The sequence below is a fragment of the Phenylobacterium sp. GW823-FHT02A09 genome (assembly GCF_058797775.1).
On sequence record NZ_JBXAJZ010000003.1, the window covers coordinates 719,908 to 742,379 of the forward strand.

Below are 22,472 nucleotides of genomic sequence, written 5' to 3' on the forward strand. Positions count from 1 at the left end.
TTACTTGGCCATGCCGATCTCACGCAGGCGTTCGGCGAGGAATTCCCCAGCCGTGATCTCCGGCCACTTCGCGCCGTCGCCCTCGCAGGAGGGCAGGCACTTCAGCGAGACGTCCGAGGCCGGGTGCATGAAGAACGGCATCGAGTAGCGACTGACATTGGGGCCGACCGGATTGACCACGCGGTGGGTGGTCGACGGGATCACGCCGTTGGTCAGCCGCTGCAGCATGTCGCCGCTGTCGACGATCAGGTTGTTCGGCGCGGTTTCCACCGGCAGCCAGCTGCCGTCGCGGTCGAGCAGTTGCAGGCCCGCGCCCTTGGCGGCGACCAGCAGGGTGATGAAGTTGATGTCCTCGTGGGCGGCGGAGCGGACGGCGCCTTCCGGCGCGTCTTCCGGCACCGGCGGATAGTGCAGCACGCGCAGGATCGAGGTTCCGTCCGCCACCTTGGCGTCGAAGTAGTCGCCCGGCAGGCCGAGCTTGGGCGCGAGCGCCGAGAGCAGGACACGGCCGGTTTTGTCGAGGGCGGCGAAGAGGTCGCTGAAGGTCTTCTCGAAGGCCGGGAACTCGGCCGGCCAGACGTTGGGCGGGAAGTCCTCGGGCGGCAGGCCGGGCGCAGGATCGCGGCCGATCTGCCAGAACTCCTTGAGGTCGGGCAGGCTGGAGTCGCGGGCGTGCTCGGTCCCGAACGGCGTGTAGCCGCGCATGCCGGCCGCGTAGTGACGCTTGACCGTGTAGGGCAGGGCGAAGACTTCCTGCGCGTGCTCGTAGGCGTGCTCGAGCAGGTCCTCGGCGACGCCGTGGTCGGCCAGGATGATGAAGCCGTACTGCTGCAGCGCCTGCATCAGCGCGTCGGAGAAGGCGGCGCGCTCGGCGGGCGAGCCTTGGCTGAAGGCCTTGAGGCTGAGGGTGGGAACGCTCATGGCGCGGTCTCCAGGCGGGCCTCGACCTCGGCCCTGGTCGGCAGCGAGGGCTGGGCGCCGGGGCGGGTGGCGGCCAGGGCTCCGGCGGCGCAGGCGAAGGCGAGAGCGGCCTCGTGCGGGCGGCGCTCCAGCAGGGCGACCGTCAGGGCGGCGACGAAGGCGTCGCCGGCGCCGGTGGCGTCGATCGCCTCGACCGGTGGCGGCGCGGCGGCTGCCAGCTGGCGGCCGCCCTGGAACAGGCCCGCACCCTTCGCGCCCCAGGTCACGGCGACGAGGCCGGGTTGGTCGTGCAGCGCCGGGCCGTAGAACGCCGCCTCGGTCTCGTTGACGACGATGAGGTCGGCGCGGGCCAGGGTTTGCGGCGGCAGCGGCGCGGCGGGGGCGAGATTCAGGCAGACGAAGCCGCTCGCCTGGGCGACGGCGGCGGCGACGGTCTCCAGCGGCAGTTCGAGCTGGCAGATCAGGGCGTCGTGGGTGGCCGTGGTCAGGTGATCGGGCGTGAAGGCGGCGTTGGCGCCGGGGGCGACGATGATCTGGTTCTCGCCGCCGGCGGCGACCGCGATCAGGGCGACGCCGGTGGCGGCGCCGGCGTCGGTGTCGCATTGATCGAGATCGACGCCCTCGGCGGCCAGCAGGGCGAGGGCCTCATCGGCGAGGGCGTCGGCGCCGACCCGGGCGATCAGGGTCACGTCGGCGCCAAGGCGGCGCGCGGCCAGCGCCTGGTTGGCGCCCTTGCCGCCGGGATGGCGGGCCAGGCTCGCGCCGGTCACGGTCTCGCCAGGCGCGGGCAGGCTCGCGGCGGTGGCCACGAAGTCCAGGTTGACCGAGCCTATGACGGTGATCGCGGTCATCGGGCGAGCAGGTCGTTGAGCAGGGCGAAGACGCCGTCGGCGTCCGCATGGGTAGCCCAGAGGATCCGCGCCGCCGCCCGATCGCGCAAGCGGAACTCGACCGCCGTGTGGCCGACCGTGAGAGGGGAGGCGGTCTCGACCTGCAGCGCGCAGGGCCGCAGGGTGAAGAGGTGCGGCGCCAGCAGATAGGCGATCACGCAGGGGTCGTGGATCGGCGCGCCGGTCCCGCCGACGATGTCGCGCTCCAGGGCGTTGGAGAACTCCAGCAGGTTGTGGGTCGCCCGTGCGGCCGCGGTGTCGATGGCGGCGATGGCGGCGGTGCGGGCCGGGTCCGAGCGGACCTGGTGGGTGACGTCAAGGCCCATGACCACGCACTGCGCGCCGGACGAGAACACGATCTCGGCGGCGTGCGGGTCGGCCCAGATGTTGTACTCGGCCGAGGCGGTGATGTTGCCGCCCTCGCGCCGCGCGCCGCCCATGACCACGACGGGGCCGAGGCGGTCGATGATCGCCGGCTCCAGCCGCATGGCCAGGGCCAGGTTGGTGAAGGGGCCGGTGACGGCCAGGGTGATCTCGCCCGGCGCGTGCGACATCACCAGTTGGACGATCACGTCGGCGGCGTGGCCGTCGGCGAGGCCCTTGTCCGGTTCGAACAGCGGCAGGGTTCCCAGACCGCTTTCGCCGTGGAAGGCGCCGGCGTCGAAGGGCGGCCTGTACAGCGGCCCGCGAGCCCCGGAGTAGATCGGCACGTCCTCGCGGCCGGCGATCTGGCGGATGAGCGCGGCGTTGCGGGCGGTCAGCTCGGCGCCGACATTGCCGGCGACCGTGGTGATGGCGAGAAGCTCCAGGTCCTGCGGCGCGGCGAAGGCCATGAAGAGGGCGACGGCGTCGTCGACGCCCGGGTCGCAATCGAAAATCAGCTTGGTCACCGCGGCATTCTCCGGAGGAACGGCAAGCTCGGCAAGCGGGCATGAAAAAGCCCCGCCCAGGCGGGCGGGGCTCGCATCATGTCGTCTGGATTAGAAGCGGGCGGTGAGGCCCACGAAGAACCGGCGGCCCAGGACGTCGTAGGTCGAGGGGTCGGTGTTGGAGTTGGAGTACGACGTGTAGAACGGCGGATCCTCGTCGCCGATGTTGTTGACGCCGGCGCGCATGGTGATGCGCTCGTCGAACGTCCAGGTCCCGGTCAGGTCGAACAGGTCGTAGTCCGGCGTGTTGACCGCGGTCGGCGAGAACACCGGCACGTTGCGGAAGTCGGTCATGGCGTCGAGGTGCCGCCAGCGCAGGGTGACCTTGGCCGGGCCGACGGAATAGGTCGCCGACATCGCCGACTTCCATTCCGGATAGGCGCCGCCCGACAGGTCGCCGCCGATGGTGCCGGCGCTCTGCAGGAAGGGCGCGCCGGGCCGCGCCTGCTTCTCGAAGTTTTCCAGCTTGGAGACCACCAGGTTGAAGTCGAGCGCGCCGGCGCCGTCCGGCAGGCCGAGGTCGGCCAGGTCGAAGCCCCAGTCGATCTGGGCGTCGTAGCCCGAGGTCTTCCAGGCGGCGAGGTTGACCTGGGTGGTCAGCACGCCGGTGATGTTGCCGTTGGCGATGCGGCTGAACTGCTGGCAGTAGAAGTTGGAATTGTCGAAGGTCGGGTTGGCGCCGCCGGTGTTGAAGCACTCGCCGACGATGGTCTGCACCGAGAGGTTCCCGATCACGTCCTCCAGCTCGATCTTGTAGTAATCGAGGCTGACGCTGAAGCGGCGCAGCAGCGGCGCGTCGAGCTTCGGCGTCCAGACCGCGCCGAAGGTGAAGCTGTCGGACTTCTCCTCCGAGAGGTCCGGATTGCCGCCGGCGAGGATCTCGACCTGGGTCGAGGCCTGCTGGAAGGTGTCGACGATGCCGGTCGATACGCCTTGGGCGACGCAGAGCGCGCGGACCGCGGCGGCGTTGCCGCCGTTGCGGAACGACGAGCGCGTGTCGCAGGGGTCGCCGGCCGTGGTGGCCAGGCCCGGCGTGCCGATCCCCGAGAAGCCCAGCGACTGCGGGGAGTAGAGCTCGGCGACGTTGGGCGCGCGGACGGCGCGCTGGTAGCCGCCGCGGACCATCAGGCTCTCGACCGGGCGCCAGGTGAAGTCGGCCTTGTAGGCGTTGATCGTGCCGGTGGTGTTGTAGTCGGCGATGCGGCCGCCGAGCGAGACGTCGAGGCTGTAGGCGAAGGGCGCCTGCGACAGTATCGGGACCAGCAGTTCGGCGTAGGCCTCGGTCGAGGAGATGTCGCCGCTGATCGGCACCGCCGGGTTGAAGCCGACGATGTCGGGGCCCTGCAGCAGCAGGTCGGGCGAGTAGCCGACCTCGTCCGTGCGGTACTGGGCGCCGGCCGAGAACTTCACCGCGCCCGCCGGAAGCTCGAACACCGAGCCGGTGACGAAGCCTTCCAGCACGGTCTGCTGGATCTTGGTGTCGTTGGTGACCTCGCGCGCGATGTAGGCCGCGCAGCCGGGGCTGACCTTGCCGGCCCCGAAGATGTTGAAGCCGCCGCAGATGGCCACGCCGCCGTCCGGGGCGAAGGTCAGCTCGCGCATGGCCGCGCGGCTGACGTTCCCGTGCTGGTTCTCGGTGTGGTTCATCTCGCCGTAGGCGGCGTAGGCGTCCCACTTCCAGTCCTTGAAGCCGACGTCGCCGCGCAGGCCGGCGACGATCTGGAAGGTTTCGTAGGTGTTGTTCGACAGCCGGCCGCCGACCTCGGTGAAGGCGCGGCGCGGATAGAAGGCGGCGGTCGGGTTGGCGCGCGAGGCGAGCAGCGTGCGCAGGTCGGCGGGGATGAACGGGTTGGTGGTCGGCACCACGATGTCCGGGCCGGGGAAGGCGCCGTCCGAGGCCGAGGCCGGGCCAAGCTGCCGCGAGACGTCGTAGGTGGTGTAGCTGACCGTGCCGTAGGCCTCGATGCTGTCGGTCAGGTCGTAGCGGCCGGCGGCGTAGAGCGACCAGCGGTCCAGCGGCAGGTTCAGGTAGCGATAGTCGGCGCTGTTGAAGGTGTAGCTGCTGGGATCGAAGCCCGGCATCTGATCGCCGCGGTAGTTGCGCACCGGCGAGGTCGAGAACAGCGTGCCGTCGGCGTTGAAGGAGAGATTGGCGCCGCGGGCGACGCTGCCGGGTGCCAGGCCGTACTTGGCGAACACCGCGTCCATCGCCGCCTGGGTCGGCAGGTTGGCCGCGCCGCCGGCGTTGGAGGACGGATCGAAGCGGCCGTCGGGAATGGTCGCGGCGCCCGACGGGACGAGGCCGGTGGTCAGCACCGAGTAGCCGATCGCCGACCAGTCGCGGTCGGAGGCCACGAGACCCTCGCGGCGGTCGTAGCTGACGCCGGCCGAGATGTTGCCGCGGCCCTCGGCGAAGTTATGGCCGTAGCCGACGGAGAAGCTCTGCTGGCCGGCGTCGTTGCGGGTCGTCGAGCCGAGCTGGGCGTCGATGACCAGGCCCTCGAAGTCCTTCTTGAGCTTGAAGTTCACAACCCCGGCGATGGCGTCCGAACCATAGACAGCCGAGGCGCCGCCGGTGATGGTCTCGACGCTGTCGATCAGGAAGGTCGGGATGGTGTTCAGGTCGACGACGGCGTTGGGGTTGCCGGCGACCATCCGGCGGCCGTCGACCAGCACGAGAGTGCGGGTCGGCCCGAGGCCGCGCAGGTTGGCGTAGGCCTGGCCGGGGGTCGAGACGAAGTTGGTGGTGTTGGTGCCTGCGCCGTTCGACGGCACGAACTGCGGCAGCTGGTTGAGAGTGTTCTCGACCGTGACCATGCCGGCCTGGGTGATGCGGTCCTGGCCTAGGGTGACGATCGGGCTCTCGGAGACATAGTCCTGGCGGGCGATGCGCGAGCCGGTGATCACGACCTCGGACACCTCGGTGTCCTGCGCGGCGGCGGGCGCAGCGTAGATGGCCATGACGCTGGCCAGGGCGCTTGCGCAGAGCAAGCCGGAACGCTTGGAGATCATTTCCCCCCTCGGGATTTGGCGACTCCACCCTCGCGGGTGTTTCGTCAGGATTCTACGGGATCGCCAGGGGGCGCGCCATGGCGCCGAAGCCACAGATGACGTTTCGACGACATCTGAGCATCGGACGGTTTACGGCGTCGCCTTGCACTTTGCCGCCGCTTGCGCGCGTGGCAAACCGAGGGGGCAGTTGGCGAGTGAGGACCCGATGGCGGCGGACGGCGGCAAGAGCGGCAGGCGAGTGGCCCCCGAACTGATCGGGCGGGCCGTGGCGCTGGCGATGGTGGCGGCGGCGATCTTCGTCGCGCCGCCGGCGAAGTTCTGGCTGGCGGGGGCCGGCTGCGCCCTGGCGGCGGCGGTGTTCCTGATCCAGGCGGCGACCGGACGGCCGGTGCGGCGGGCACGGTGGCTGAACCTGGTCTTCGGGGTGATCTTCGCGATGACCGCGGTCTGGCTGGTGTTTCTGCAGCCCTGAACGCGCTTGACGCCCCGCCGGGAGGGGCGCATGGGGGCCCGGCGCCGGCCGAGTAGTCCGGCGCGACCCAAAGGACCTGAACCCATGCCCAGCGACAGTAGTCGATTGATCGCGCCGTCCCGGCCGCTCGTGGTCTGACCTTTGGTCTGCTCACCGCGATGCGCCGTGGCGGCGTGTCGAAAGGTGAGCCATGCAAGAACACTACACCGCCGCGCGCGCGGCCGACCCCATCCTGCTTGCGACGCTTTGCGGCGAGCATGTCGGCGACAACGTCGCGCGTCTGAACCAGCTCCCGCCTGACGAGGCCGCCGTCCTGCTGGAGCGGCTGCCGCTCGAGCGCGTCATCCAGATTTTCGACCGGCCCGAACTGGAGGCCGGCGGCGAGCTGTTGCAGGCGCTGCCCGATCTACGCAGCGCCCAGGTGCTGGCCGGGATGGCGAGCGACCGCGCCGCGCACCTGCTGCGCGGCTTCGACGACGCCGAGCGCACCCAGCTGTTGGCGCGACTGGACTTTGAAACCGCCGCGACGCTGAAGGGCCTGCTGGTCTATGCGCCCGACACCGCCGGGGCGCTGATGACCACCGAGCTCGTCGCCGTCCTGGCCGGCGCCACGGTGGGCGAGACCCTGCGCCATCTGCGTGAGGTCGAGCGCAGCCGCGAGACGATCTATGCAATCTATGTGCTGGATCCGCAGACCCGCGCGCTGGTCCGCAGCGTCAGCCTGCGGCGGCTGATCGGCGGCGAGCCGGACCAGCCGATCATCGACGTCGCGCTGCCGATCGAGCCGGTCAGCGTGCATCCGGACACCGACCGCGAGGAGGTGGCGCGGCTGATCACGCTGCACGACCTGCTGGCCGTGCCGGTGCTGAACGAGCGCGGCCGGGTGCTGGGGATCGTCACCGTCGACGATGTGATCGACGCGATCATGGCCGAGAGCGCCGAGGACGTGCAGCGCTTCGGCGGCGTCGAGGCGTTCGCCAAGCCTTACCTGCAGATCGGCTATCGCGAGATGATCCGCAAACGGGCCGGGTGGCTGTGCGCGCTGTTCCTGGGCGAGATGCTGACCGCCAGCGCCATGCAGCACTTCGAGCACGAGCTGGAGAAGGCGATCGTGCTGACGCTGTTCATCCCGCTGATCATGAGTTCGGGCGGCAATTCGGGGTCGCAGGCCACGTCGCTGCTGATCCGGGCGCTGGCGCTGGGGCAGCTACGGCTGGGCGACTGGTGGAAGGTGGCGGTGCGCGAGCTGCCGACCGGGCTGACGCTGGGGGCGATCCTGGGCCTGATCGGCATGGCGCGGATCGCGGCATGGCAGGGACTGGGGATCTACGACTACGGCGAGCACTGGCGACTGATCGCGTTGACCGTCGGGACCGGGCTGGTGGGGATCGTGACCTTCGGGTCGATGACCGGCTCGATGCTGCCGTTCGTCCTGAAGCGGCTGGGGTTCGATCCGGCGAGCGCCTCGGCGCCGTTCGTGGCCACGCTCGTCGATGTGAGCGGGCTGGTCATCTACTTCAGCGTCGCGCTGGTGATCCTCAACGGCACGCTGTTGTGAGACGGAAAGAGGCGGGGGCGTCCGTGGACGCCCCCGTCGAGACCTAGCTGACCAGTTCTTCGCGGATGGTCTTGCGGGCCATCCAGAACAGCCCGAAGGCGACGAAGCCGAAGCAGGTCGAGAGCATCAGCGCCCAGCGCACGCCCTGGGCCGAACCCAGACCGACGCCGTTGCTCATCACGTCGGACAGGATGCCGACGGCGAGCGGGCCGAGGCCCAGGCCGATCAGGTTGATCGTGAACAGCAGGATGGCCGAGGTGGTGGCGCGCATGTGCGGCGGCACGATCGACTGGCCGATGGCGTAGACCGGGCCGTACCACAGCGAGCCGAGCAGGCCGTTGATGACCAGGATCCACAGCGCGACCGAAGCCGACGGGACGCTGACGGCGATGATGTAGATCGGCACGGCCAGCAGCGAGGCGATGGCCGGAACCGACACGTAGCCGCGCAGGTCCTTCTTGGCGTAGCGGTCGGCGATCTGGCCGCCGAGATAGGCCGAGATGGCGCCGGCGGTGCCGCCCATCAGGCCCAGCGCCAGGCCCAGGAAGCCGATGGACTGGAGGTTGAACATCGAGGCCAGGCTCGAGACTTCCTCGCCGTGGACGCGCAGGAAGAACGAGGCGGTGAACGGGGCGTGGCCGTAGCCGATGAACGCCTTGATCGCCGCGCCGAGCGCGATGAGCCAGAAGGTCTTCTTGGTGCCCAGGTATTTCAGCGTCTCGCCGAAGGTCGCCTGGGTCGCCTGGATGGCGGCCGAGTGCTGGGCGATCTGCTTGCGGGGTTCCTTCAGGGTGAACCAGCAGAGCAGGGCGAAGAGGATGCCCGGGGCGCCGGCGACGAAGAAGGCCACGCGCCAGCCGTAGGCGTCGGCGATCAGGCCGCCCATCACCAGGCCGAGCAGGCCGCCGAGCGGGGTGCCCATCGAGTAGAAGGCCAGGGCCGAGGCGCGCTTTTCCTTCGGCACGTAGTCGGCGATCAGCGAGTGGGCCGGCGGGGTGCAGCCGGCTTCGCCGACGCCCACGCCGATCCGGAACAGAACCAGCTGCGCGAAGTTCTGAGCCATGCCGGACAGGGCGGTGAAGCCAGACCAGACGGCGACGGCGGTGCCGATGATGATCGGGCGGTTCTTGCGTTCGGCCATGCGGGCGATCGGGATGCCCAGGACGGTGTAGAAGATGGCGAAGGCCAGGCCGCTCATCAGGCCGAGCTGCCAGTCGGCGAGGCCGAGGTCGTTCTTGATCGGCTCGGCCAGAATGTTGACCACGGCGCGATCGAGGAAGTTGACGATGTAGATCCCCAGCAGGAGGAACATCGCATACCGGGTATAAGAGGCGGAGTAGGGCTGAGCGCTGGCCGCGGGCGCGGCCGGCGGAGCGGTCGAGTCAACCGACGGCGCTACGGTCTCGGTCATGAATGGCGTTTCCTGCAAAAAATTGGGAACTGAATTCTTATTGTTGGGGCCACTCTAGACGAGTAGCCCGGGGCTTGGGCAATAGGCTGACGTAACGAAATGGAGCGGCCTATGGAACTGGTTATCGGAACAAAACGCTGGTCGACCTGGTCGCTGCGGCCCTGGCTTGTGCTCAAGCACACCGGCGCGCCCTTCACCGAGACCCTGGTCGGCCTGCGGCAGGACGAGGGGCGGACCGAGGCGGCGATCCTGCCCCACTCGCCTTCGGGTTTGGTGCCGGCGCTGAAGGACGGCGGCCTTACGGTCTGGGATTCGTTGGCGATCTGCGAATACCTGGCCGAAAAATTTCCCGCGGCGAAGCTGTGGCCGGACGACCCGGCGTTGCGCGCCCTGGCCCGCGCGGCGGCCGCTGAGATGCACTCCGGGTTCCAGTCGTTGCGCGGCGAATGCCCGATGGCGCTGGAGGCCGAGCCGAAGGTGACGACCCTGTCGGAAGCCACCCAGAAGAACGTGCGCCGGATCGTCGCGCTGTGGTCCGACCTGCTGGGCCGCTCGGGCGGGCCGTTCCTGGCCGGCGAGTGGTCGATCGCCGACGCGTTCTACACGCCGGTGGCCAGCCGGTTCCGGACCTATGGCGTGCATCTGTCGGACTATGGCGACGACGGGACCTGCGGCGCCTATGCGACCCGGCTGCTGGCCACGCCCCAGTTCCGCGAGTGGGAAGCGGCGGCGCGGGCCGAGGCGTGAGCGTGACCTGCGGCTGCGGCCGGGAAGGCCGGGCCGAGCCGGTGTCGCGCCGCAATCTGCTGGGCCTGCTGGCGGCCGGCGCGCTGCTGGTCGGCTGCTCGCAGAACAACGAGACCGGCCGCAGCCAGTTCGCCGTGGTTCCGGACGAGGCCCTGACCCAGATGGCCGACCAGGCCTGGGCCGACCTGCGCGCCCAGACCCCGGCCGCCGCCGACCCGGCGGCGCAGGCGCGGCTGGAGCAGATCGGCTGGAAGATCGTCGAGGCCAGCGGCCGCACAGATCTGGCCTGGGAGTTCGTCGTCTTCGACCGGCCGGAGATCAACGCCTTCGTACTGCCGAACGGCAAGGTCGGGGCGTTCAAGGGCCTCATGGACTTCGTGCAGGACGACGACGAACTGGCCGGGGTGCTGGGACACGAGGTGGGCCACGTGCTGGCGCGCCATCCGTCCGAGCGGGTCAGCCAGCAGATGGCGGTCGAGCTGGGCGTCAACGTGCTGCAGGCGATCCTGGCCAATGGCGAGTACGCCGAGCACGCCGGCGAGATCGCCGGGGCGCTGGGGATGGGGGCGATGTACGGGGTGATCCTGCCCTATTCGCGCAACCACGAGCTGGAGGCCGACCAGGTCGGGGTCGAGCTAGCGCAGCGGGCGGGCATGGATCCGGCCGGCGCAGTGCGCTTCTTCGAGCGGATGGCGGCCGAGGGCGAGAAGCGGCCGCAGCCGCCGGAGGTGCTGTCGACCCACCCGGCCGACGGGCCGCGGCTGGCGGCGCTGCGCGAGGCGGTGGCCGCCCTGCCGAAGGGCTAGGGCTAGATGGCGGAGGCGGCGCTGACGCCGTCGTGGAACAGCGCGACGGCGGCGGATTCCGCCTCGGCCTGACTGGGCTCGACGCCGCCGGCGACCAGCTCGCCTTCGAAGTCGAACACTCGCCAGCGCCAGCCGTTGTCGGCCGGATCGATCGCGTAAGCCAGTTCGCCCATCTGCTCCTCCTGGCGTCCCGGATCGGGACCGCAGGGAGGAGTTAAGCAAGTCGGACGCCAAAGGTTCCGCATGCCGCGCGGCGCGCTTGCGGGCCCGGCGCGATCACGTGTACCGAGCAATCGGCGCCCCCTTGGCGGAATGGTAGACGCAGAGGACTTAAAATCCTTTGCCGTAAGGCGTCCCGGTTCGAGTCCGGGAGGGGGCACCAACCGCTACAGCAGCAGGCCGTAGCTGGCGTACTGCTCCTCGATCTTCGGATCCAGCTTCCGCGCCGCGGCCAGATCGACCTCGGCCTCCTGCTTCTGGCCGAGATGCCGCCGGATCGCGCCGCGGAGGTAGAGCGTCTCGGCCGACTTGGGATGGAGGGCGAGGGCGGCGTCGGCGTCGGCCAGCGCATTCTGAAGATCCCCGCGCCGCAGATGGACGAAGGCGCGGCTGTCGAGCGGTGCGAAGTCGTTGGGCGCGACCTTGACCGCCTTGGTGCAGATGGCCAGCGCCCGGTCGAGATCGCGCTTGGCTTCACCTCTGATCCAGCAGGCGGCGTTCAGGGCCTCGAGGTTGTCGGGTTCCAGCTTCACCGCGCGATCAGCCTCAGCGATCGCTCTCGCCCAGTCCTGCTGAGCGGCGAAGACACCAGCACGCACGACAACGGGGATGGCCGATTTCGGCTCCATCTTTTCGGCGCGGGCGATGTCCGCCAGCGCGAGATCGTACTGTTTCAGCTCCGAGAGCAGCATGGCGCGATTGAGCACGGCGACCTCGTCGAGTTCGACCGCCCTGTCGATGTCGCTGCGTGCGCCCACGGCGTCGCCCAGGCGATATCGCGCCCAGGCGCGGGCCTGGAAGGCGTCGGCGTCGTCGGAGTTCACGGCGAGCGCGCGATCGAGCTCAGCCTTGGCGGCGGCGTAGTCGCCCTGTTCCTCGAAGACGCGTGCGAGGCCGGTGAAGGCTTCGGCATAGTCCGGCTGTTTGGCGATGGCCTGCTTGTAGCCGGCCTTGGCCTCGTCGTAGCGGCCGGCGTAGAGCAGGAATTCGGCCCGGATCACCAGGGCGGCCGGATCATCCTTGGACAGCTTTACCGCCTGGTCGAGGTCCGCAAGGGCTCCAGCTTGGTCCTGGCCGTCCTCACGCAGCTGAGCGCGCAGCACCAGATACAGCCACGCGGTCGGCTCGAGTTCGATGGCGCGGGTGGAGTCGGCCAGCGCCCCGGGGCGGTCACCGGTCTTCTCGCGCAGGCGCGACCGCAGCGAGAGGTAGAGGGCTTCCTTCGGATCGAGCTTCACGGCGCGCTCGACGTCGGCGAGGCCGAGCTTGTAGTCGCCGGTGTCGGTCAGGATGTCGGCCCGGGTGTAGTAGCCGTACGCGTCGCCGGGGGCCAAACGGATCGCCTTGCTGGCGTCGGCGAGCGCGCGGTCGGAGAGGCCCATGCTGTGCTGGATATGCGCGCGCGTCTGGAGGCCCCAGGCCCTGTCCGCCGGGGACTCGAAGGTGTCGGCGATCTCGGTGCAGGCGGCCAGGCGGGCCTCGGCGGCTTCTCCGCCCTTTCCGAGGCACGCGACCGCGAGCGGATCGACCTCGGATTCGGCCGCCGGCTCCTGCGCCGCCGCGGCGCCGGTGAGGGCCAGCGCCATGACGCCGGCGAGAAGAAGAGACTTACGGATCATGGCGGCCCCCCAAGGCGGTGTTCTTTAGAGCTTAGCTGTAGAGGATTTTCAAAAGAGGCCCAGGGCCCGGAAGCTGGCGACGCCGTCGCGGCCGACGACGAGGTGATCGTGGACGGCGATGCGCAGGGCGCGGGCGGCCTCGACGACTTCCCGGGTCATGGCGATGTCGGCCTGGGACGGCGTCGGGTCGCCGGACGGATGATTGTGGATGAGGATCACCGCGCTGGCCGACAGCTCCAGAGCCCGGCGCACGACCTCGCGCGGATAGACCGGGGCGTGGTCGACGGTGCCGTGGTTCATCACCTCGTCGGCGATGAGCTGGTTCTTCTTGTCGAGGAAGAGCACGCGGAACTGCTCGCGCGGGGCGTGGGCGAGGCCGAGCTTCACATAGTCGAGGAGCTGGCTCCACGAGCTGATGAGCGGGCGCTTGCCGACCGCCTCGCGCCCGACCCGCAGGCCGATCTCGCCGAGCAGCTTGAGATCGAAGGCCACGCTCTCGCCGACGCCGGGAACGCTGCGCAGTTCGGCCGACGAGGCGGCGAGCACGCCGGCGAGCGAGCCGAACCGGGTCAGCAGCGCCTTGGCGAGCGGCTTGACGTCGCCGCGCGGGATCGAGCGGAACAGCTGCAGTTCCAGCAGCTCGTACTCGGGAAGGGCGGCGAGGTCGCGGCCGGCGCGGTCGCGCAGTCGTTCGCGATGGCCATGGAAGTGCGGGCGCGGCGCCTTGGCCGGACGCGCGGGCGCCGCCGACCAGAAGTCAGGCTGCGGGCCCTCGGCGAGGTGGCGCGTACCGTCCATGCCGAACAGTGTTCGTCATTTGTTCGGGATTGGCAAGTGGGCGTGCAACAGCGGGGCCTCGCAACCCTGCCGCGCGAAGATCAGTCGGCCTGAACGGGCGGCTGGAAGAGGCCGGCGGGGGAGGCGGTGAAGATCTCGTAGCCGTCCGCGGTGACGCCGATCGAGTGCTCGCACTGGGCCGACAGCGATTTGTCGCGGGTGACCGCCGTCCAGCCGTCAGAGAGCAGCTTCACCTGGTACTTGCCAAGGTTCACCATCGGCTCGATCGTGAAGAACATTCCGGGGGCGAGGACCTCGCCCGTGCCCTTCTGGCCGAAGTGCAGGATGTTCGGGGCGTCGTGGAACACCTTGCCCAGTCCGTGGCCGCAGAAGTCGCGGACCACCGAGCAGCGCATCGATTCCACATACTGCTGGATGGCGTGGCCGATGTCGCCGGTGCGGGCGCCCGGCTTGACCTCGTCCAGGCCGCGCTGCAGCGCCTCGTAGGTGATGTCGATCAGGCGCTTGGAGCGCGGGGCGATCGGCCCGACGCCGTACATGCGGCTGGTGTCGCCGTGCCAGCCGTCGACGATGACGGTGACGTCGATGTTGACGATGTCGCCCTCGCGCAGCACCCGGTCGCCGGGGATGCCGTGGCAGACGATGTGGTTGGGCGAGATGCAGGTGGTCTTGCCGTAGCCGCGATAGAACAGGCAGGCCGGAATGGCGCCGTGGTCGAGGATGAACTCGCGGGCCAGGTCGTCGAGCTTTTCCGTCACCGCGCCGGGCACGACGTGGGGCGTCAGCATGTCGAGGCACTCGGCGGCCAGCTTGCCGGCGGCGCGCATGCCTTCGAAGCCCTCGGCTCCGTGGATGCGGATCTGGCCGGTGCGGTGCTCAGCTTCGAGGACGTCGGTCATGGCGGTACTCTTTCGGCTTCCGTAAGCGCCGCGTCGCGCCAGGGAACCGGGCGGGCGCTGCGGATGGCGCTGGGGCTTATATCACAATCCTAGCACAGGACTTCCACCCCGGCCTGCTCCGCGTCGATCAAACCGGCGGGACGACGCGGCGCAGGCGCGCCGCCGTGGAGCCAAAATCAGACGACGCCGTTGTGCTTGGGACGACCTGAAACATGGTTAACGGCGCTGGGGTAAGGCCATGGCGATCCACGCGATCTGCCTCGTCAAGAACGAGCTGGATATCATCGCGCAGACGTTGGCGACGGCTTCGGAGTGGGCCGACAGCATCTATGTGCTGGACAACGGCAGCGACGACGGGACCTGGGAGTTCGTCAACGAGGCGGCGACGACGAACCCGACGATCGTGCCGTATCGCCAGGACCTGAGCCCGTTCTGCGACAGCATGCGCGACCGAGTGTTCGAGCGCTATCGCGACCGCGTCCGGCAAGGCGACTGGTGGTGCAAGCTCGACGCCGACGAGGCCTATGTCGACGATCCGCGGGCGTTCCTCGCAAGGGTGCCGCGCCACTACAATGCGGTGTGGGTCAGCAGCTACAACTACCTGTTCACCGAGCAGGACCACGCCGCCTATCTGAAGGAACCTGGACGCTTCGACGGCAGCCGCGCGTGGCGCGAGGTGCTTCACCACTATGTGCCGTCCGGCTACAGCGAGGCCCGCTTCGTCCGGCATTGGTGGGGCCTGGACCGCCTGCCGCCCGAGAACTGGGGGCCGATCTACCCGGAGCCGATCCGAATTCGCCAGTTCATGTACCGCTCGCCCGAGCAGATCACGCGCCGGATGACGACCCGCGCGGAATCGATGGAGCGGGGCGAGTTCGCGCACGAACGGCGCGAGCGGTGGCGGCCCGACATTCCGGGCGATCAGCCGTTCCACTGGTCCGAGCGGCTGTCGATGACCAGCGAGTGCTACGAAGACCTCGGCGACGACACGCTGGTCCCGCAGCCGATCTCGAATCTGCCGGAGTCGATCGTCGGCCCGAACGCCGGCGACGTGCTGTGGCGAAAGGTGAAGCGGCGGCTCGGCGCCTCGGCGCACTGGCCCGCGCCCCCGAGGCCGGAGCAGCCGGGCGGGATCTCGCTGCCGCCGCACTAAGCCCCGCTAGGCGATCCGCCTGGTCAGGGCGATCCGCTCGGGGGACATGTCGCAGGCATAGGCGTAGACCTCGACGCCGGCGGCGGTGACGCGGTCGAGCGCCTTGGCGAAAGCGGGATCGAGCTCGGCGCAGGCGGCGAAAGCCTCGCAGTCGGTGCGCTGGACGACGAAGAGCACGACGGCGCGGTCTCCCTGGCGAACCATCTCCTCCAGCTCGCCCAGATGCTTGGTGGATCGCGCCGCGACGCAATCGGGGAACTCGGCCAGCCCGGGCGAGCGCATCAGGTGGACGTTCTTGATCTCCAGCCAGCAGGGCGCGCGGCCGTCCTGCTCAAGCAAGAAGTCGACGCGCGAGGCGGCGCCGTACTTCACTTCGCGCCGGTGGACGGCGTAGCCGGCGACCTCGGGGATCGCGTCGGCGGCCAGGGCTTCGGCGACCAGGCGATTGGGATGCATGGTGTTGATTCCAGCTATGGTTAACTCGCCGGAAATCCCGCCGGGCGCCTCGACCAATTCCCACGTGTAGGGCAGCTTGCGCTTCGGATCGGGAGACGCGGAAAGCCAGACCGTCAGGCCCGGCATGTTCAGCCCCAGCATCGCGCCGGGGTTTGGACAGTGAGCGGTGATCTCAGTGCCATCGTCGAGCACAATGTCCGCGAGGAACCGCTTATAGCGTTTGACGAGGCGGCCCCGGACCAGCGGCGTTGAAAATTCCACGTGAGCTTGGCCTGTCAGTTATCGACGAGATCAGGTGGGCGTATCGCTGAACGGGTACGCGGTCACCTGATGCTCGTCTTCATACAGGACATATCCCGGCCTCCTCGTGCGGATCGCCTCGGCCACGACGCCGTAGTCGGCGAGGATGTCGGAAATTTCCCTCATCCGCCTGACGTGCTCGGTGGCGGACGCCTTAAGCCAACTGATTGCCTGCCCCTTTGCGTGAGCCTTGGTTGAGATCGCAAAGGTGGTGGGGCGCTCCAAGTTATCGTTGAACCAGTCTGCCAGTGCTCGAAGACGAAGATGGTCCTGTTCGCTGACGTGGCTGGACTCGCGAAGTTCGGCAGCGGCATGGAGCACCCCGCGTCGCCGACCTGAGCCCTCATCAATCGTATGAATTACAAAGCGGATCAGCATCAGGTGACGACGATAGTTGCTCGTTGGCGGTCACCATAGATTGTAGTTCGGAGTTCTTAACGTGGGACTTGACCGTGTTGACCCCGACCAGACCGCCGCCCGCCTCGACCAGTTCCAGGGTGTGGGCGAGCTTGCGCTTGGGATCGTCGGACTTCGACAGCCACACCGGCAGGCCCGGGATGTTCAGGCCCAGCATCGCGCCAGGGTTGGGGCAGTGGGCGGTCACCGGCGTGCCGTCATCGAGCAGCACGTCGGCGAAGAAGCGCTTGTAGCGGCTGACAAGCTGGCCGCGGACGAGGGGGCGGGCGAATTCCAATGGACGTTCCTTGAACCGGTCGGAGCCGGCCGTGGCTAGCATCCGAACGGCGTGCTGCGCAAAGCGGCGGATGACAGGTTGTGTGCGCCTGCGCAGGCCTCTAGTCAGGTGCGACACAAAGGCGGCGTTGCGGAGGTGCGTATGGCGGGTTCGACGGACGGCCGGGTGACCGCCGCAGTGCTGATCATCGGCGACGAGATCCTCTCGGGGCGCACGCAGGACACCAATCTGCGCGACATCGCCAAGTACCTCGGCGTGCTGGGCGTGGATCTGGCCGAGGCGCGGACGGTGTCGGACGTGCAGGACGAGATCGTCGCGGCGCTGAACGCCCTGCGCGAGCGCTACGACTATGTGGTGACCACCGGCGGCATCGGCCCGACCCACGACGACATCACCGCCGACGCGGTGGCGGCGGCCTTCGGCGTCGAACTGATCGAGCATCCTGAGATCATCGCCATGATGACCGCCCGCTGGGGCGTGGAGCTGAACGCCGCGCGTCGGCGCATGGCGCGGGTGCCGGTCGGCGGCGAGCTGGTCAAGAACCCGGTGCAAGGCCCGCCCGGCTTCACCATCGGCAACGTCTTCGTGCTGGCCGGGGTGCCCACGATCATGCGCGGCATGCTCGAGGATGTGGGCTGGCGCCTGCGCGGCGGCGCGGTGACGGTGGCGCGCACGGTGCGGGTCGAGGGCTCAGGCGAGGGCGTGATCGCCGCGCCGCTGGAGGCCGTGGCTAAGGCCCACCCGGACATGTCGCTGGGCAGCTATCCGTTCTTCGGCGACGGCGGCTACGGCTCGAACCTGGTGTTACGCAGCCGCGACCCCGAAGAGCTGGCGCGGGCGCTGGACGAGCTGGTGGCGGCGTTGAAGGACGCCGGCGTCGACAACGTCCGCGAGGTCGAGAACGCCTAGGGCGAACCGAACTTCACGACGGTGAAGTTCGGCGACTGGGCGACGACCGACACGCCGTTCGGCAGCGGCCGCTCGGGCTTCGCCGCGCCGCAGATCATCACATAGTCGAAGCCGCGCTGGTCGCGGCCGTGCTCGATGACGTCGCTGACGTAGCCGGCGGCCTCTTCCGCTCGCCGCCCCGAGGGTTTGGGCGCGGCGTCGACGGCGTGCTTCAACTGACCGGCCAGCTTGATCGGCTGTTGGGTGGCGTTGGCGAACAGCGGCGTGGCCTGGCCGTGCCGAAGGGTGAGCAGCGGGCCGTACATCTCGCATCGGGGCGTCGCAGCGAGGCGGCGGTTCAGCGCGACCTCCAGACCGCGGACGACCTGGTTCGGCGGGATGCTGGCGGCGGCGGCTTCGAACTCGCGGAAGCGCGCGTCGTAGCTGCGCCACTCAAGGCTGATCACGCCCAGGCGCACCACCACCAGGGCGACGAGGATCCCCAGGCAGGCCATGTCCGCAGGCGTGCGCTTCCAGTCGACCTGCAGCGCTCCAACGAAGATGAGCGCGGCGAACAGCGGCATGCGGTCGGCGACGTAGCCTACCCCGAACACGGTGGGCGGGGTGACGAGGATCAGCAGTACGGCGATCGCCAGGGCGGGCCAGATCAGCTTCGGCGCCTTGATCTGCTTGCGCAGCAGCAGCCAGCCGACGACGGCGCAGACCACGAGGAAGCAGGCCAGGTCGAACCCGAAGCTGGGCCCCTCTGACACCCGGATGATGGTCTGCAGCCGATAGAGCAGCAGCTCCTGCAGGCGGTCGAGCAGCCGTCCGGCCCCCGCGAGCCGGTCGATGCTCTCCTCGGCGTTGGTGAACCCGCCCTCGGCCTTCGAGGTCGTGGCGTTGGCGAACAGGATCACCGGGACGAGCGCCTGCACCGCCAGGCTGGCCGTGCTCTTGACGATGCGCGAGAGGCTGAAGTCGCGCCGGGTCAGCATGACCCCGAGTTCGATCGCGCCGAGCAGAAGCCCATACAGCGCGAAGGTCAGTCCGTGGGCGAGGAAGATCAGGACCGCGAGCAGGCATGCGACCGGGATCGCGATGCGAGGGCGCTCGCGCATGGCCAGCCACCAGCTCGCGCCCCAGAACGTCAGGCCGAGGCCGAACAGGAAGTTCGCAAAGCCCCAGATGAAGATGAAGCTGTAGAGAAGCGGCGCCAGCAGCAGCGCGACCAGAACTGACGGGCGACCGTTCAGCCGGGCGTTGAATGAGAGCACGCCGAAGTAAAGGGTCGCGACGATGGCGACGGCGATCACGTGCGGCGCGACCGTCGGCGGCAGGATGCGGAACAGGGCCGTGCCGATGACGTCCATTCCGATGTTCGGCAGCAGCGACCAGTTGGACGCGTAGTTCGCGGCGAGAAAGGCGGACTGGTCCAGTTGCGCCAGGACGAAGTAGCGGGCCATGTGGTTGTAGAAGTCGATCAACGGCAGGATCGGCGTCGACAGGATCGGAACCAGCGAGACGAGGAAGATCCCGGCGCATGCCAGGTAGTTTTTAGACGCTGCGTTCACGGACTGGCTCGGCTCTGTCTGAAGGGTCTTGCGTGCTGTGCAAGCACTGCGGGGGCGCCGGCGAGGCGGCGCGGGGCGGGCGCTATTCGACGAACACCCACAGCTTGGAAATGATGAAGCTGATCACCGGGGCCGAGACGATGGTGATCGCCAAGGCGTAGTCGAACGGGATCGCCAGCAGGTTCGCGCAGGCGAACATCACCGCCTGGTTCAGGACCAGCACGGCGAGCGACGCGACGACGAACCGAAGGAACTGCGGTCCGCTGAAGGCGTCGGTTCCGAAGGTGAACGTCGAGTGCCCCAGATACGAGATCATCACCGCCGACAGGTAGCCGGCCATGTTCGAGACGAGCGGCGAGGCGTGCCCGACCCGGTGGGCGGCCATGGCGACGATCGCATGGGTGGCGGTGGCGGCCACGCCGACGAGGGCGAAGACGCCGACCTGACGAAGGCGTGCGGCGGTGATCATGCCCCCGGTCCCCTCGGCGGCAGGGCGCGTGTCCTGCAGCTCAACGCCCTAGCCCCCGAACCGCGTCTTGTGCCGGATGATGTAGACCGGCCGGCCCTTGGTCTCCTGATAGAGCCGCCCGACATATTCGCCCATCACGCCGAAGGCGATCATCTGAACGGCGAAGCAGAACAGGATGACGACCATCAGCGACGCGTAGCCGGGGACGTCGCGCCCGAACAGCAGGACCCTGGCGATCAGCATGGCGCCGGCCAGCATGGCGGCGCCGGCGCCGAGAAAGCCGATGAAGCTCCAGATCCGCAGCGGCACCGTCGAGAAGGCGGTGATCCCGTCCACGGCGAGCTTCCACAGGGCCGGCGAGGCCCAGGAGGTCGTTCCCGCCGCCCGCGAGGGCCGCACATAGGACACGCCGATCTGGCGGAAGCCGACCCAGGCGAACAGGCCCTTGTTGAAGCGATTGCGCTCGGGCAGCTGCTGGAGGGCGGTGATGACCTGTCGGTCCATCAGCCGGAAGTCGCCGGTGCTTTCCGGGATGCGGTAGTCGGCGAGCTTGTTGAAGATGCGATAGAAAAGATTGGCGGTGACACGCTTGGAGAGCGTGTCGCTGGCCCGGTCGCCGCGCACCCCGTAGACCACGTCGTAGCCTTGCTCCCAGAGGTCCAGGAACTCGGCGATCAGTTCGGGCGGGTCCTGCAGGTCCGCATCCAGCGGGACGACCACGTCGCCGCGCGCCTCGTCGAGACCGGCGGTGAGGGCGGCTTCCTTGCCGAAGTTGCGGGCCAGGGCCACGACGGTGATGCGCGAATCCGACTTCGCCCGCTCTTCCAGCAGGGCCAGCGTGTTGTCGCGGCTGCCGTCGTCGACACAGATGAACTCGACCGAAATTCCGAGCGTGGCGACAACCTCGTCCAGGCGCTGGAACAGGATGTCGAGCATCTCACGCTCGTTGTGCATCGGAATGACAATGGAGAGCAGGCCCCCCGTACGCGTACGCTTTGCACTTGCACGCGACTTGTCCTGAACCAGGACATCCATAAAGCAACTGGCCTTTCTCTCGAACTTGCCGCGCAGCAGCAAGTTTCGGTCCAATGCGCCGCCGCGCCGTTGCCGGGCGCGGTCGGGAGCGGACTATGCACTTATGCGCCGTCGCCGCTAGCAGGAGTTGATCAACATCTTGCAGCTGCGGGTCTGGGTAGAGTTCGCAGGGCCGGCGCGGCGGCGGGGCAGGTCAGGTCGAGCGCGTTTCGTAGGGCTCGAAATCCTGGGCGTGGGCCGGGGGGGCGGCGCTGGTCGCGGCCGGGGCGCGCCGCCGGCGCGGCGCCTTGAACAGGCGGCCCTGGCGGGCCGCGGCGGCGACGTCGCTCAGCGCGGGAAGGACGAGCCACCACGGCTCGATGCAGTAGCGTGCGAACAGCCGCTTCGGGTCGCCGACCAGGCGGAACAGCCACTCGATCCCCAGCGGGCCCATCCAGCGCGGCGCGGGACACTGCACGCCGGCCTCGTAGTCGAAGGCGGCGCCGACGGAGAGCGTGACCGTCGGAGGCAGCAGGTGCTGGTTGCGATGGATCCAGATTTCCTGGCGCGGCATGCCCATGCCGACGAACAGGATGTGGGGATCGGCCGCTGCGATCTTGGCCAGAACCTCGGCGTTCTCGGCAGATCCCTCCGCTATGTCGAAGAAGCCGTCGCGGGTCTGGAGCTCTACGCCGGGGTAGCGCTCGGAGAGCCGACGGGCCGCCTCCTGGGCCACGCCGGGCGCGCCGCCGAGATAGAACACGCGCCAGCCGTTGCGGGCGGCGACGCTCCAGAAATGGTCGCGCCAGTCGAGATAGGTGCAGCGGTGGAAGCGCCGGCTGTGCAAGCCAAGCACGCGCGTGAAGAAGATGAGCGGGGTGGAGTCGACCTCGATCAGGTCGGCCTGCTCGAAGAAGGCGGCGAACTCAGGGTTCTTCTTCGTCAGATAGATGCTGTGGGCGTTGTGATTGGCGATGCGCGCAGGCGTGCGCGCCACGACCGCCTGGCTGATGTGGTGCATGACCTCTTCGGGGCGCACCAGATCGACCTCGACGCCGAGCGCCGCGACGCGCTCACCCGCGCGGCGCGAGCGGCGAAACGGAGTGCGGCTCTGGCGACGCCGCTCAGTCTCTGGAGGTGATGGGCTCAATGACGATACGCCGGATCATTGCAGTCGAGCCCGCAAACTAGACCGTGCCGGTTAAGATTCATTTCCCGCGGCTCGATCGCCTTGGGGCTGGATCGAGGCTTCGTCCGGGTTCATCATCGGTACGTTATTTTCGCGTAGCGTCGTTCGGGAATTCGGCTATCACGGCCGGCGGCGACCTCCGGACTGGCCCGATTTGTGCAGGGGCGCAGCTGCTCGGATTTAACAGTATTGCTTAGGGGCTGGTGTCTTGCAGACTATCTACGATTGGGTCACGGTCGCGATCTTCGGAGCTTTGATCGTCCTATTCCTGCACAGGTCGACGGCCCAGGAAGAGCCGAAGGACAACATCTATCAGTACCTGCCTGCGTGCCTCGGGTGTGCGCTGGCCAATTACGTGGGAAATGAAGGTTATGGCGCGGCGGCCTTCGGGATTATCGTCGCGGTTCTGGCCTACGTTGCTTATGTTCTGAAGCCGTTCAACTTGAAGTTCTGA

At 68.6% G+C, this 22,472-nt stretch carries 22 protein-coding genes, 1 tRNA gene and 1 pseudogene; 8 read left to right on the forward strand and 16 right to left on the reverse strand.

Annotation, left to right across the window (positions count from 1 at the left end):
- The 4 genes from AC1Q87_RS16155 to AC1Q87_RS16170 all read right to left on the reverse strand — a co-directional run bounded on the left by AC1Q87_RS16155 (window position 1) and on the right by AC1Q87_RS16170 (window position 5,752).
- Complete coding sequence (locus AC1Q87_RS16155; protein WP_492609936.1) at window positions 1–921, reverse strand: isopenicillin N synthase family dioxygenase; 921 nt, start codon at window positions 919–921, stop codon at window positions 1–3.
- Complete coding sequence (locus AC1Q87_RS16160; RefSeq protein WP_492609937.1) at window positions 918–1,772, reverse strand: ribokinase; 855 nt, start codon at window positions 1,770–1,772, stop codon at window positions 918–920. Before AC1Q87_RS16160 ends, AC1Q87_RS16155 begins: the two co-directional genes overlap by 4 nt.
- Window positions 1,769–2,701 (reverse strand): nucleoside hydrolase, encoded by a 933-nt coding sequence (locus AC1Q87_RS16165; RefSeq protein WP_492609938.1) that lies wholly within the window; start codon window positions 2,699–2,701, stop codon window positions 1,769–1,771. Before AC1Q87_RS16165 ends, AC1Q87_RS16160 begins: the two co-directional genes overlap by 4 nt.
- A gap of 90 nt (window positions 2,702–2,791) precedes the next feature.
- Window positions 2,792–5,752 (reverse strand): TonB-dependent receptor domain-containing protein, encoded by a 2,961-nt coding sequence (locus tag AC1Q87_RS16170; RefSeq protein WP_492609939.1) that lies wholly within the window; start codon window positions 5,750–5,752, stop codon window positions 2,792–2,794.
- 205 nt (window positions 5,753–5,957) lie between these two features.
- On the opposite strand from AC1Q87_RS16170, the gene AC1Q87_RS16175 reads away from it, so the two are divergent.
- Window positions 5,958–6,224: a hypothetical protein gene (locus AC1Q87_RS16175; protein WP_492609940.1), complete on the forward strand. Its 267-nt coding sequence runs from the start codon at window positions 5,958–5,960 to the stop codon at window positions 6,222–6,224.
- 190 nt (window positions 6,225–6,414) lie between these two features.
- A complete protein-coding gene (gene mgtE, locus AC1Q87_RS16180; protein WP_492609941.1) occupies window positions 6,415–7,782 on the forward strand; it encodes a magnesium transporter in 1,368 nt (455 codons plus the stop codon).
- Between the two features lie 43 nt (window positions 7,783–7,825).
- On the opposite strand, the gene AC1Q87_RS16185 is transcribed toward mgtE, so the two are convergent.
- Complete coding sequence (locus AC1Q87_RS16185; RefSeq protein WP_492609942.1) at window positions 7,826–9,094, reverse strand: spinster family MFS transporter; 1,269 nt, start codon at window positions 9,092–9,094, stop codon at window positions 7,826–7,828.
- Between the two features lie 210 nt (window positions 9,095–9,304).
- On the opposite strand from AC1Q87_RS16185, the gene AC1Q87_RS16190 reads away from it, so the two are divergent.
- Both AC1Q87_RS16190 and AC1Q87_RS16195 read left to right on the forward strand, forming a co-directional pair.
- Window positions 9,305–9,940, forward strand: a complete 636-nt coding sequence (locus AC1Q87_RS16190) for a glutathione S-transferase family protein (protein ID WP_492609943.1) — start codon at window positions 9,305–9,307, stop codon at window positions 9,938–9,940.
- Window positions 9,937–10,746 (forward strand): M48 family metallopeptidase, encoded by an 810-nt coding sequence (locus AC1Q87_RS16195; protein WP_492609944.1) that lies wholly within the window; start codon window positions 9,937–9,939, stop codon window positions 10,744–10,746. Before AC1Q87_RS16190 ends, AC1Q87_RS16195 begins: the two co-directional genes overlap by 4 nt.
- A 2-nt stretch (window positions 10,747–10,748) precedes the next feature.
- On the opposite strand, the gene AC1Q87_RS16200 is transcribed toward AC1Q87_RS16195, so the two are convergent.
- Complete coding sequence (locus AC1Q87_RS16200) at window positions 10,749–10,919, reverse strand: hypothetical protein (RefSeq protein ID WP_436060601.1); 171 nt, start codon at window positions 10,917–10,919, stop codon at window positions 10,749–10,751.
- A gap of 125 nt (window positions 10,920–11,044) precedes the next feature.
- Here AC1Q87_RS16200 and AC1Q87_RS16205 point away from each other — a divergent pair.
- Window positions 11,045–11,128: transfer RNA gene (locus AC1Q87_RS16205), tRNA-Leu, on the forward strand.
- Window positions 11,129–11,132: 4 nt separating this feature from the next.
- Here AC1Q87_RS16205 and AC1Q87_RS16210 read toward each other — a convergent pair.
- The 3 genes from AC1Q87_RS16210 to map all read right to left on the reverse strand — a co-directional run bounded on the left by AC1Q87_RS16210 (window position 11,133) and on the right by map (window position 14,281).
- Window positions 11,133–12,584 (reverse strand): tetratricopeptide repeat protein, encoded by a 1,452-nt coding sequence (locus AC1Q87_RS16210; RefSeq protein WP_492609945.1) that lies wholly within the window; start codon window positions 12,582–12,584, stop codon window positions 11,133–11,135.
- Window positions 12,585–12,632: 48 nt separating this feature from the next.
- A complete protein-coding gene (radC, locus tag AC1Q87_RS16215; RefSeq protein ID WP_492609946.1) occupies window positions 12,633–13,382 on the reverse strand; it encodes a RadC family protein in 750 nt (249 codons plus the stop codon).
- Between the two features lie 80 nt (window positions 13,383–13,462).
- Window positions 13,463–14,281, reverse strand: a complete 819-nt coding sequence (gene map, locus AC1Q87_RS16220) for a type I methionyl aminopeptidase (RefSeq protein WP_492609947.1) — start codon at window positions 14,279–14,281, stop codon at window positions 13,463–13,465.
- A 238-nt stretch (window positions 14,282–14,519) separates the two neighbouring features.
- On the opposite strand from map, the gene AC1Q87_RS16225 reads away from it, so the two are divergent.
- Window positions 14,520–15,434 (forward strand): glycosyltransferase family 2 protein, encoded by a 915-nt coding sequence (locus tag AC1Q87_RS16225; protein WP_492609948.1) that lies wholly within the window; start codon window positions 14,520–14,522, stop codon window positions 15,432–15,434.
- Between the two features lie 6 nt (window positions 15,435–15,440).
- Here AC1Q87_RS16225 and sfsA read toward each other — a convergent pair whose 3' ends face one another.
- The 3 genes and pseudogenes from sfsA to AC1Q87_RS16240 form a co-directional block, all read right to left on the reverse strand.
- On the reverse strand, window positions 15,441–16,151 hold the full coding sequence (gene sfsA / locus AC1Q87_RS16230; protein WP_492609949.1) for a DNA/RNA nuclease SfsA: 711 nt from the start codon (window positions 16,149–16,151) through the stop codon (window positions 15,441–15,443).
- 30 nt (window positions 16,152–16,181) lie between these two features.
- Window positions 16,182–16,568: a hypothetical protein gene (locus AC1Q87_RS16235; RefSeq protein WP_492609950.1), complete on the reverse strand. Its 387-nt coding sequence runs from the start codon at window positions 16,566–16,568 to the stop codon at window positions 16,182–16,184.
- A gap of 70 nt (window positions 16,569–16,638) precedes the next feature.
- Window positions 16,639–16,884 (reverse strand): annotated as a pseudogene (locus tag AC1Q87_RS16240) (DNA/RNA nuclease SfsA); the annotation flags it as partial.
- Window positions 16,885–17,025: 141 nt separating this feature from the next.
- On the opposite strand from AC1Q87_RS16240, the gene AC1Q87_RS16245 reads away from it, so the two are divergent.
- Window positions 17,026–17,793 (forward strand): competence/damage-inducible protein A, encoded by a 768-nt coding sequence (locus tag AC1Q87_RS16245; RefSeq protein WP_492609951.1) that lies wholly within the window; start codon window positions 17,026–17,028, stop codon window positions 17,791–17,793.
- Here AC1Q87_RS16245 and AC1Q87_RS16250 read toward each other — a convergent pair.
- From AC1Q87_RS16250 to AC1Q87_RS16265, 4 genes are all read right to left on the reverse strand, one after another.
- The gene (locus tag AC1Q87_RS16250) at window positions 17,790–19,346 is read right to left on the reverse strand and encodes a hypothetical protein (protein WP_492609952.1); all 1,557 of its coding nucleotides are present in this window, start codon (window positions 19,344–19,346) and stop codon (window positions 17,790–17,792) included. The genes AC1Q87_RS16245 and AC1Q87_RS16250 overlap by 4 nt on opposite strands.
- Before the next feature lie 82 nt (window positions 19,347–19,428).
- Complete coding sequence (locus AC1Q87_RS16255; RefSeq protein WP_492609953.1) at window positions 19,429–19,815, reverse strand: GtrA family protein; 387 nt, start codon at window positions 19,813–19,815, stop codon at window positions 19,429–19,431.
- Window positions 19,816–19,863: 48 nt separating this feature from the next.
- Window positions 19,864–20,850 carry a glycosyltransferase family 2 protein gene (locus tag AC1Q87_RS16260; RefSeq protein WP_492609954.1) on the reverse strand — a complete coding sequence of 329 codons (987 nt, stop codon included), beginning with the start codon at window positions 20,848–20,850 and terminating at the stop codon, window positions 19,864–19,866.
- 193 nt (window positions 20,851–21,043) lie between these two features.
- A complete protein-coding gene (locus AC1Q87_RS16265) occupies window positions 21,044–21,979 on the reverse strand; it encodes a WecB/TagA/CpsF family glycosyltransferase (RefSeq protein ID WP_492609955.1) in 936 nt (311 codons plus the stop codon).
- A 247-nt stretch (window positions 21,980–22,226) separates the two neighbouring features.
- On the opposite strand from AC1Q87_RS16265, the gene AC1Q87_RS16270 reads away from it, so the two are divergent.
- Window positions 22,227–22,472 carry an XrtV sorting system accessory protein gene (locus AC1Q87_RS16270; RefSeq protein ID WP_492609956.1) on the forward strand — a complete coding sequence of 82 codons (246 nt, stop codon included), beginning with the start codon at window positions 22,227–22,229 and terminating at the stop codon, window positions 22,470–22,472.

Bases quoted from the DNA above. Each gene is read 5' to 3' on its own strand.
- AC1Q87_RS16200 (WP_436060601.1), bottom strand. From the start codon at position 10,919: ATGGGCGAACTGGCTTACGCGATCGATCCGGCCGACAACGGCTGGCGC.
- AC1Q87_RS16175 (WP_492609940.1), top strand. From the start codon at position 5,958: ATGGCGGCGGACGGCGGCAAGAGCGGCAGGCGAGTGGCCCCCGAACTG.
- AC1Q87_RS16225 (WP_492609948.1), top strand. From the start codon at position 14,520: ATGGCGATCCACGCGATCTGCCTCGTCAAGAACGAGCTGGATATCATC.
- AC1Q87_RS16235 (WP_492609950.1), bottom strand. From the start codon at position 16,568: ATGCTGATCCGCTTTGTAATTCATACGATTGATGAGGGCTCAGGTCGG.
- AC1Q87_RS16245 (WP_492609951.1), top strand. From the start codon at position 17,026: ATGGCGGGTTCGACGGACGGCCGGGTGACCGCCGCAGTGCTGATCATC.
- map (WP_492609947.1), bottom strand. From the start codon at position 14,281: ATGACCGACGTCCTCGAAGCTGAGCACCGCACCGGCCAGATCCGCATC.
- AC1Q87_RS16190 (WP_492609943.1), top strand. From the start codon at position 9,305: ATGGAACTGGTTATCGGAACAAAACGCTGGTCGACCTGGTCGCTGCGG.
- mgtE (WP_492609941.1), top strand. From the start codon at position 6,415: ATGCAAGAACACTACACCGCCGCGCGCGCGGCCGACCCCATCCTGCTT.
- AC1Q87_RS16210 (WP_492609945.1), bottom strand. From the start codon at position 12,584: ATGATCCGTAAGTCTCTTCTTCTCGCCGGCGTCATGGCGCTGGCCCTC.
- AC1Q87_RS16170 (WP_492609939.1), bottom strand. From the start codon at position 5,752: ATGATCTCCAAGCGTTCCGGCTTGCTCTGCGCAAGCGCCCTGGCCAGC.
- AC1Q87_RS16255 (WP_492609953.1), bottom strand. From the start codon at position 19,815: ATGATCACCGCCGCACGCCTTCGTCAGGTCGGCGTCTTCGCCCTCGTC.
- AC1Q87_RS16185 (WP_492609942.1), bottom strand. From the start codon at position 9,094: ATGTTCCTCCTGCTGGGGATCTACATCGTCAACTTCCTCGATCGCGCC.
- AC1Q87_RS16155 (WP_492609936.1), bottom strand. From the start codon at position 921: ATGAGCGTTCCCACCCTCAGCCTCAAGGCCTTCAGCCAAGGCTCGCCC.
- radC (WP_492609946.1), bottom strand. From the start codon at position 13,382: ATGGACGGTACGCGCCACCTCGCCGAGGGCCCGCAGCCTGACTTCTGG.
- AC1Q87_RS16160 (WP_492609937.1), bottom strand. From the start codon at position 1,772: ATGACCGCGATCACCGTCATAGGCTCGGTCAACCTGGACTTCGTGGCC.
- AC1Q87_RS16260 (WP_492609954.1), bottom strand. From the start codon at position 20,850: ATGGATGTCCTGGTTCAGGACAAGTCGCGTGCAAGTGCAAAGCGTACG.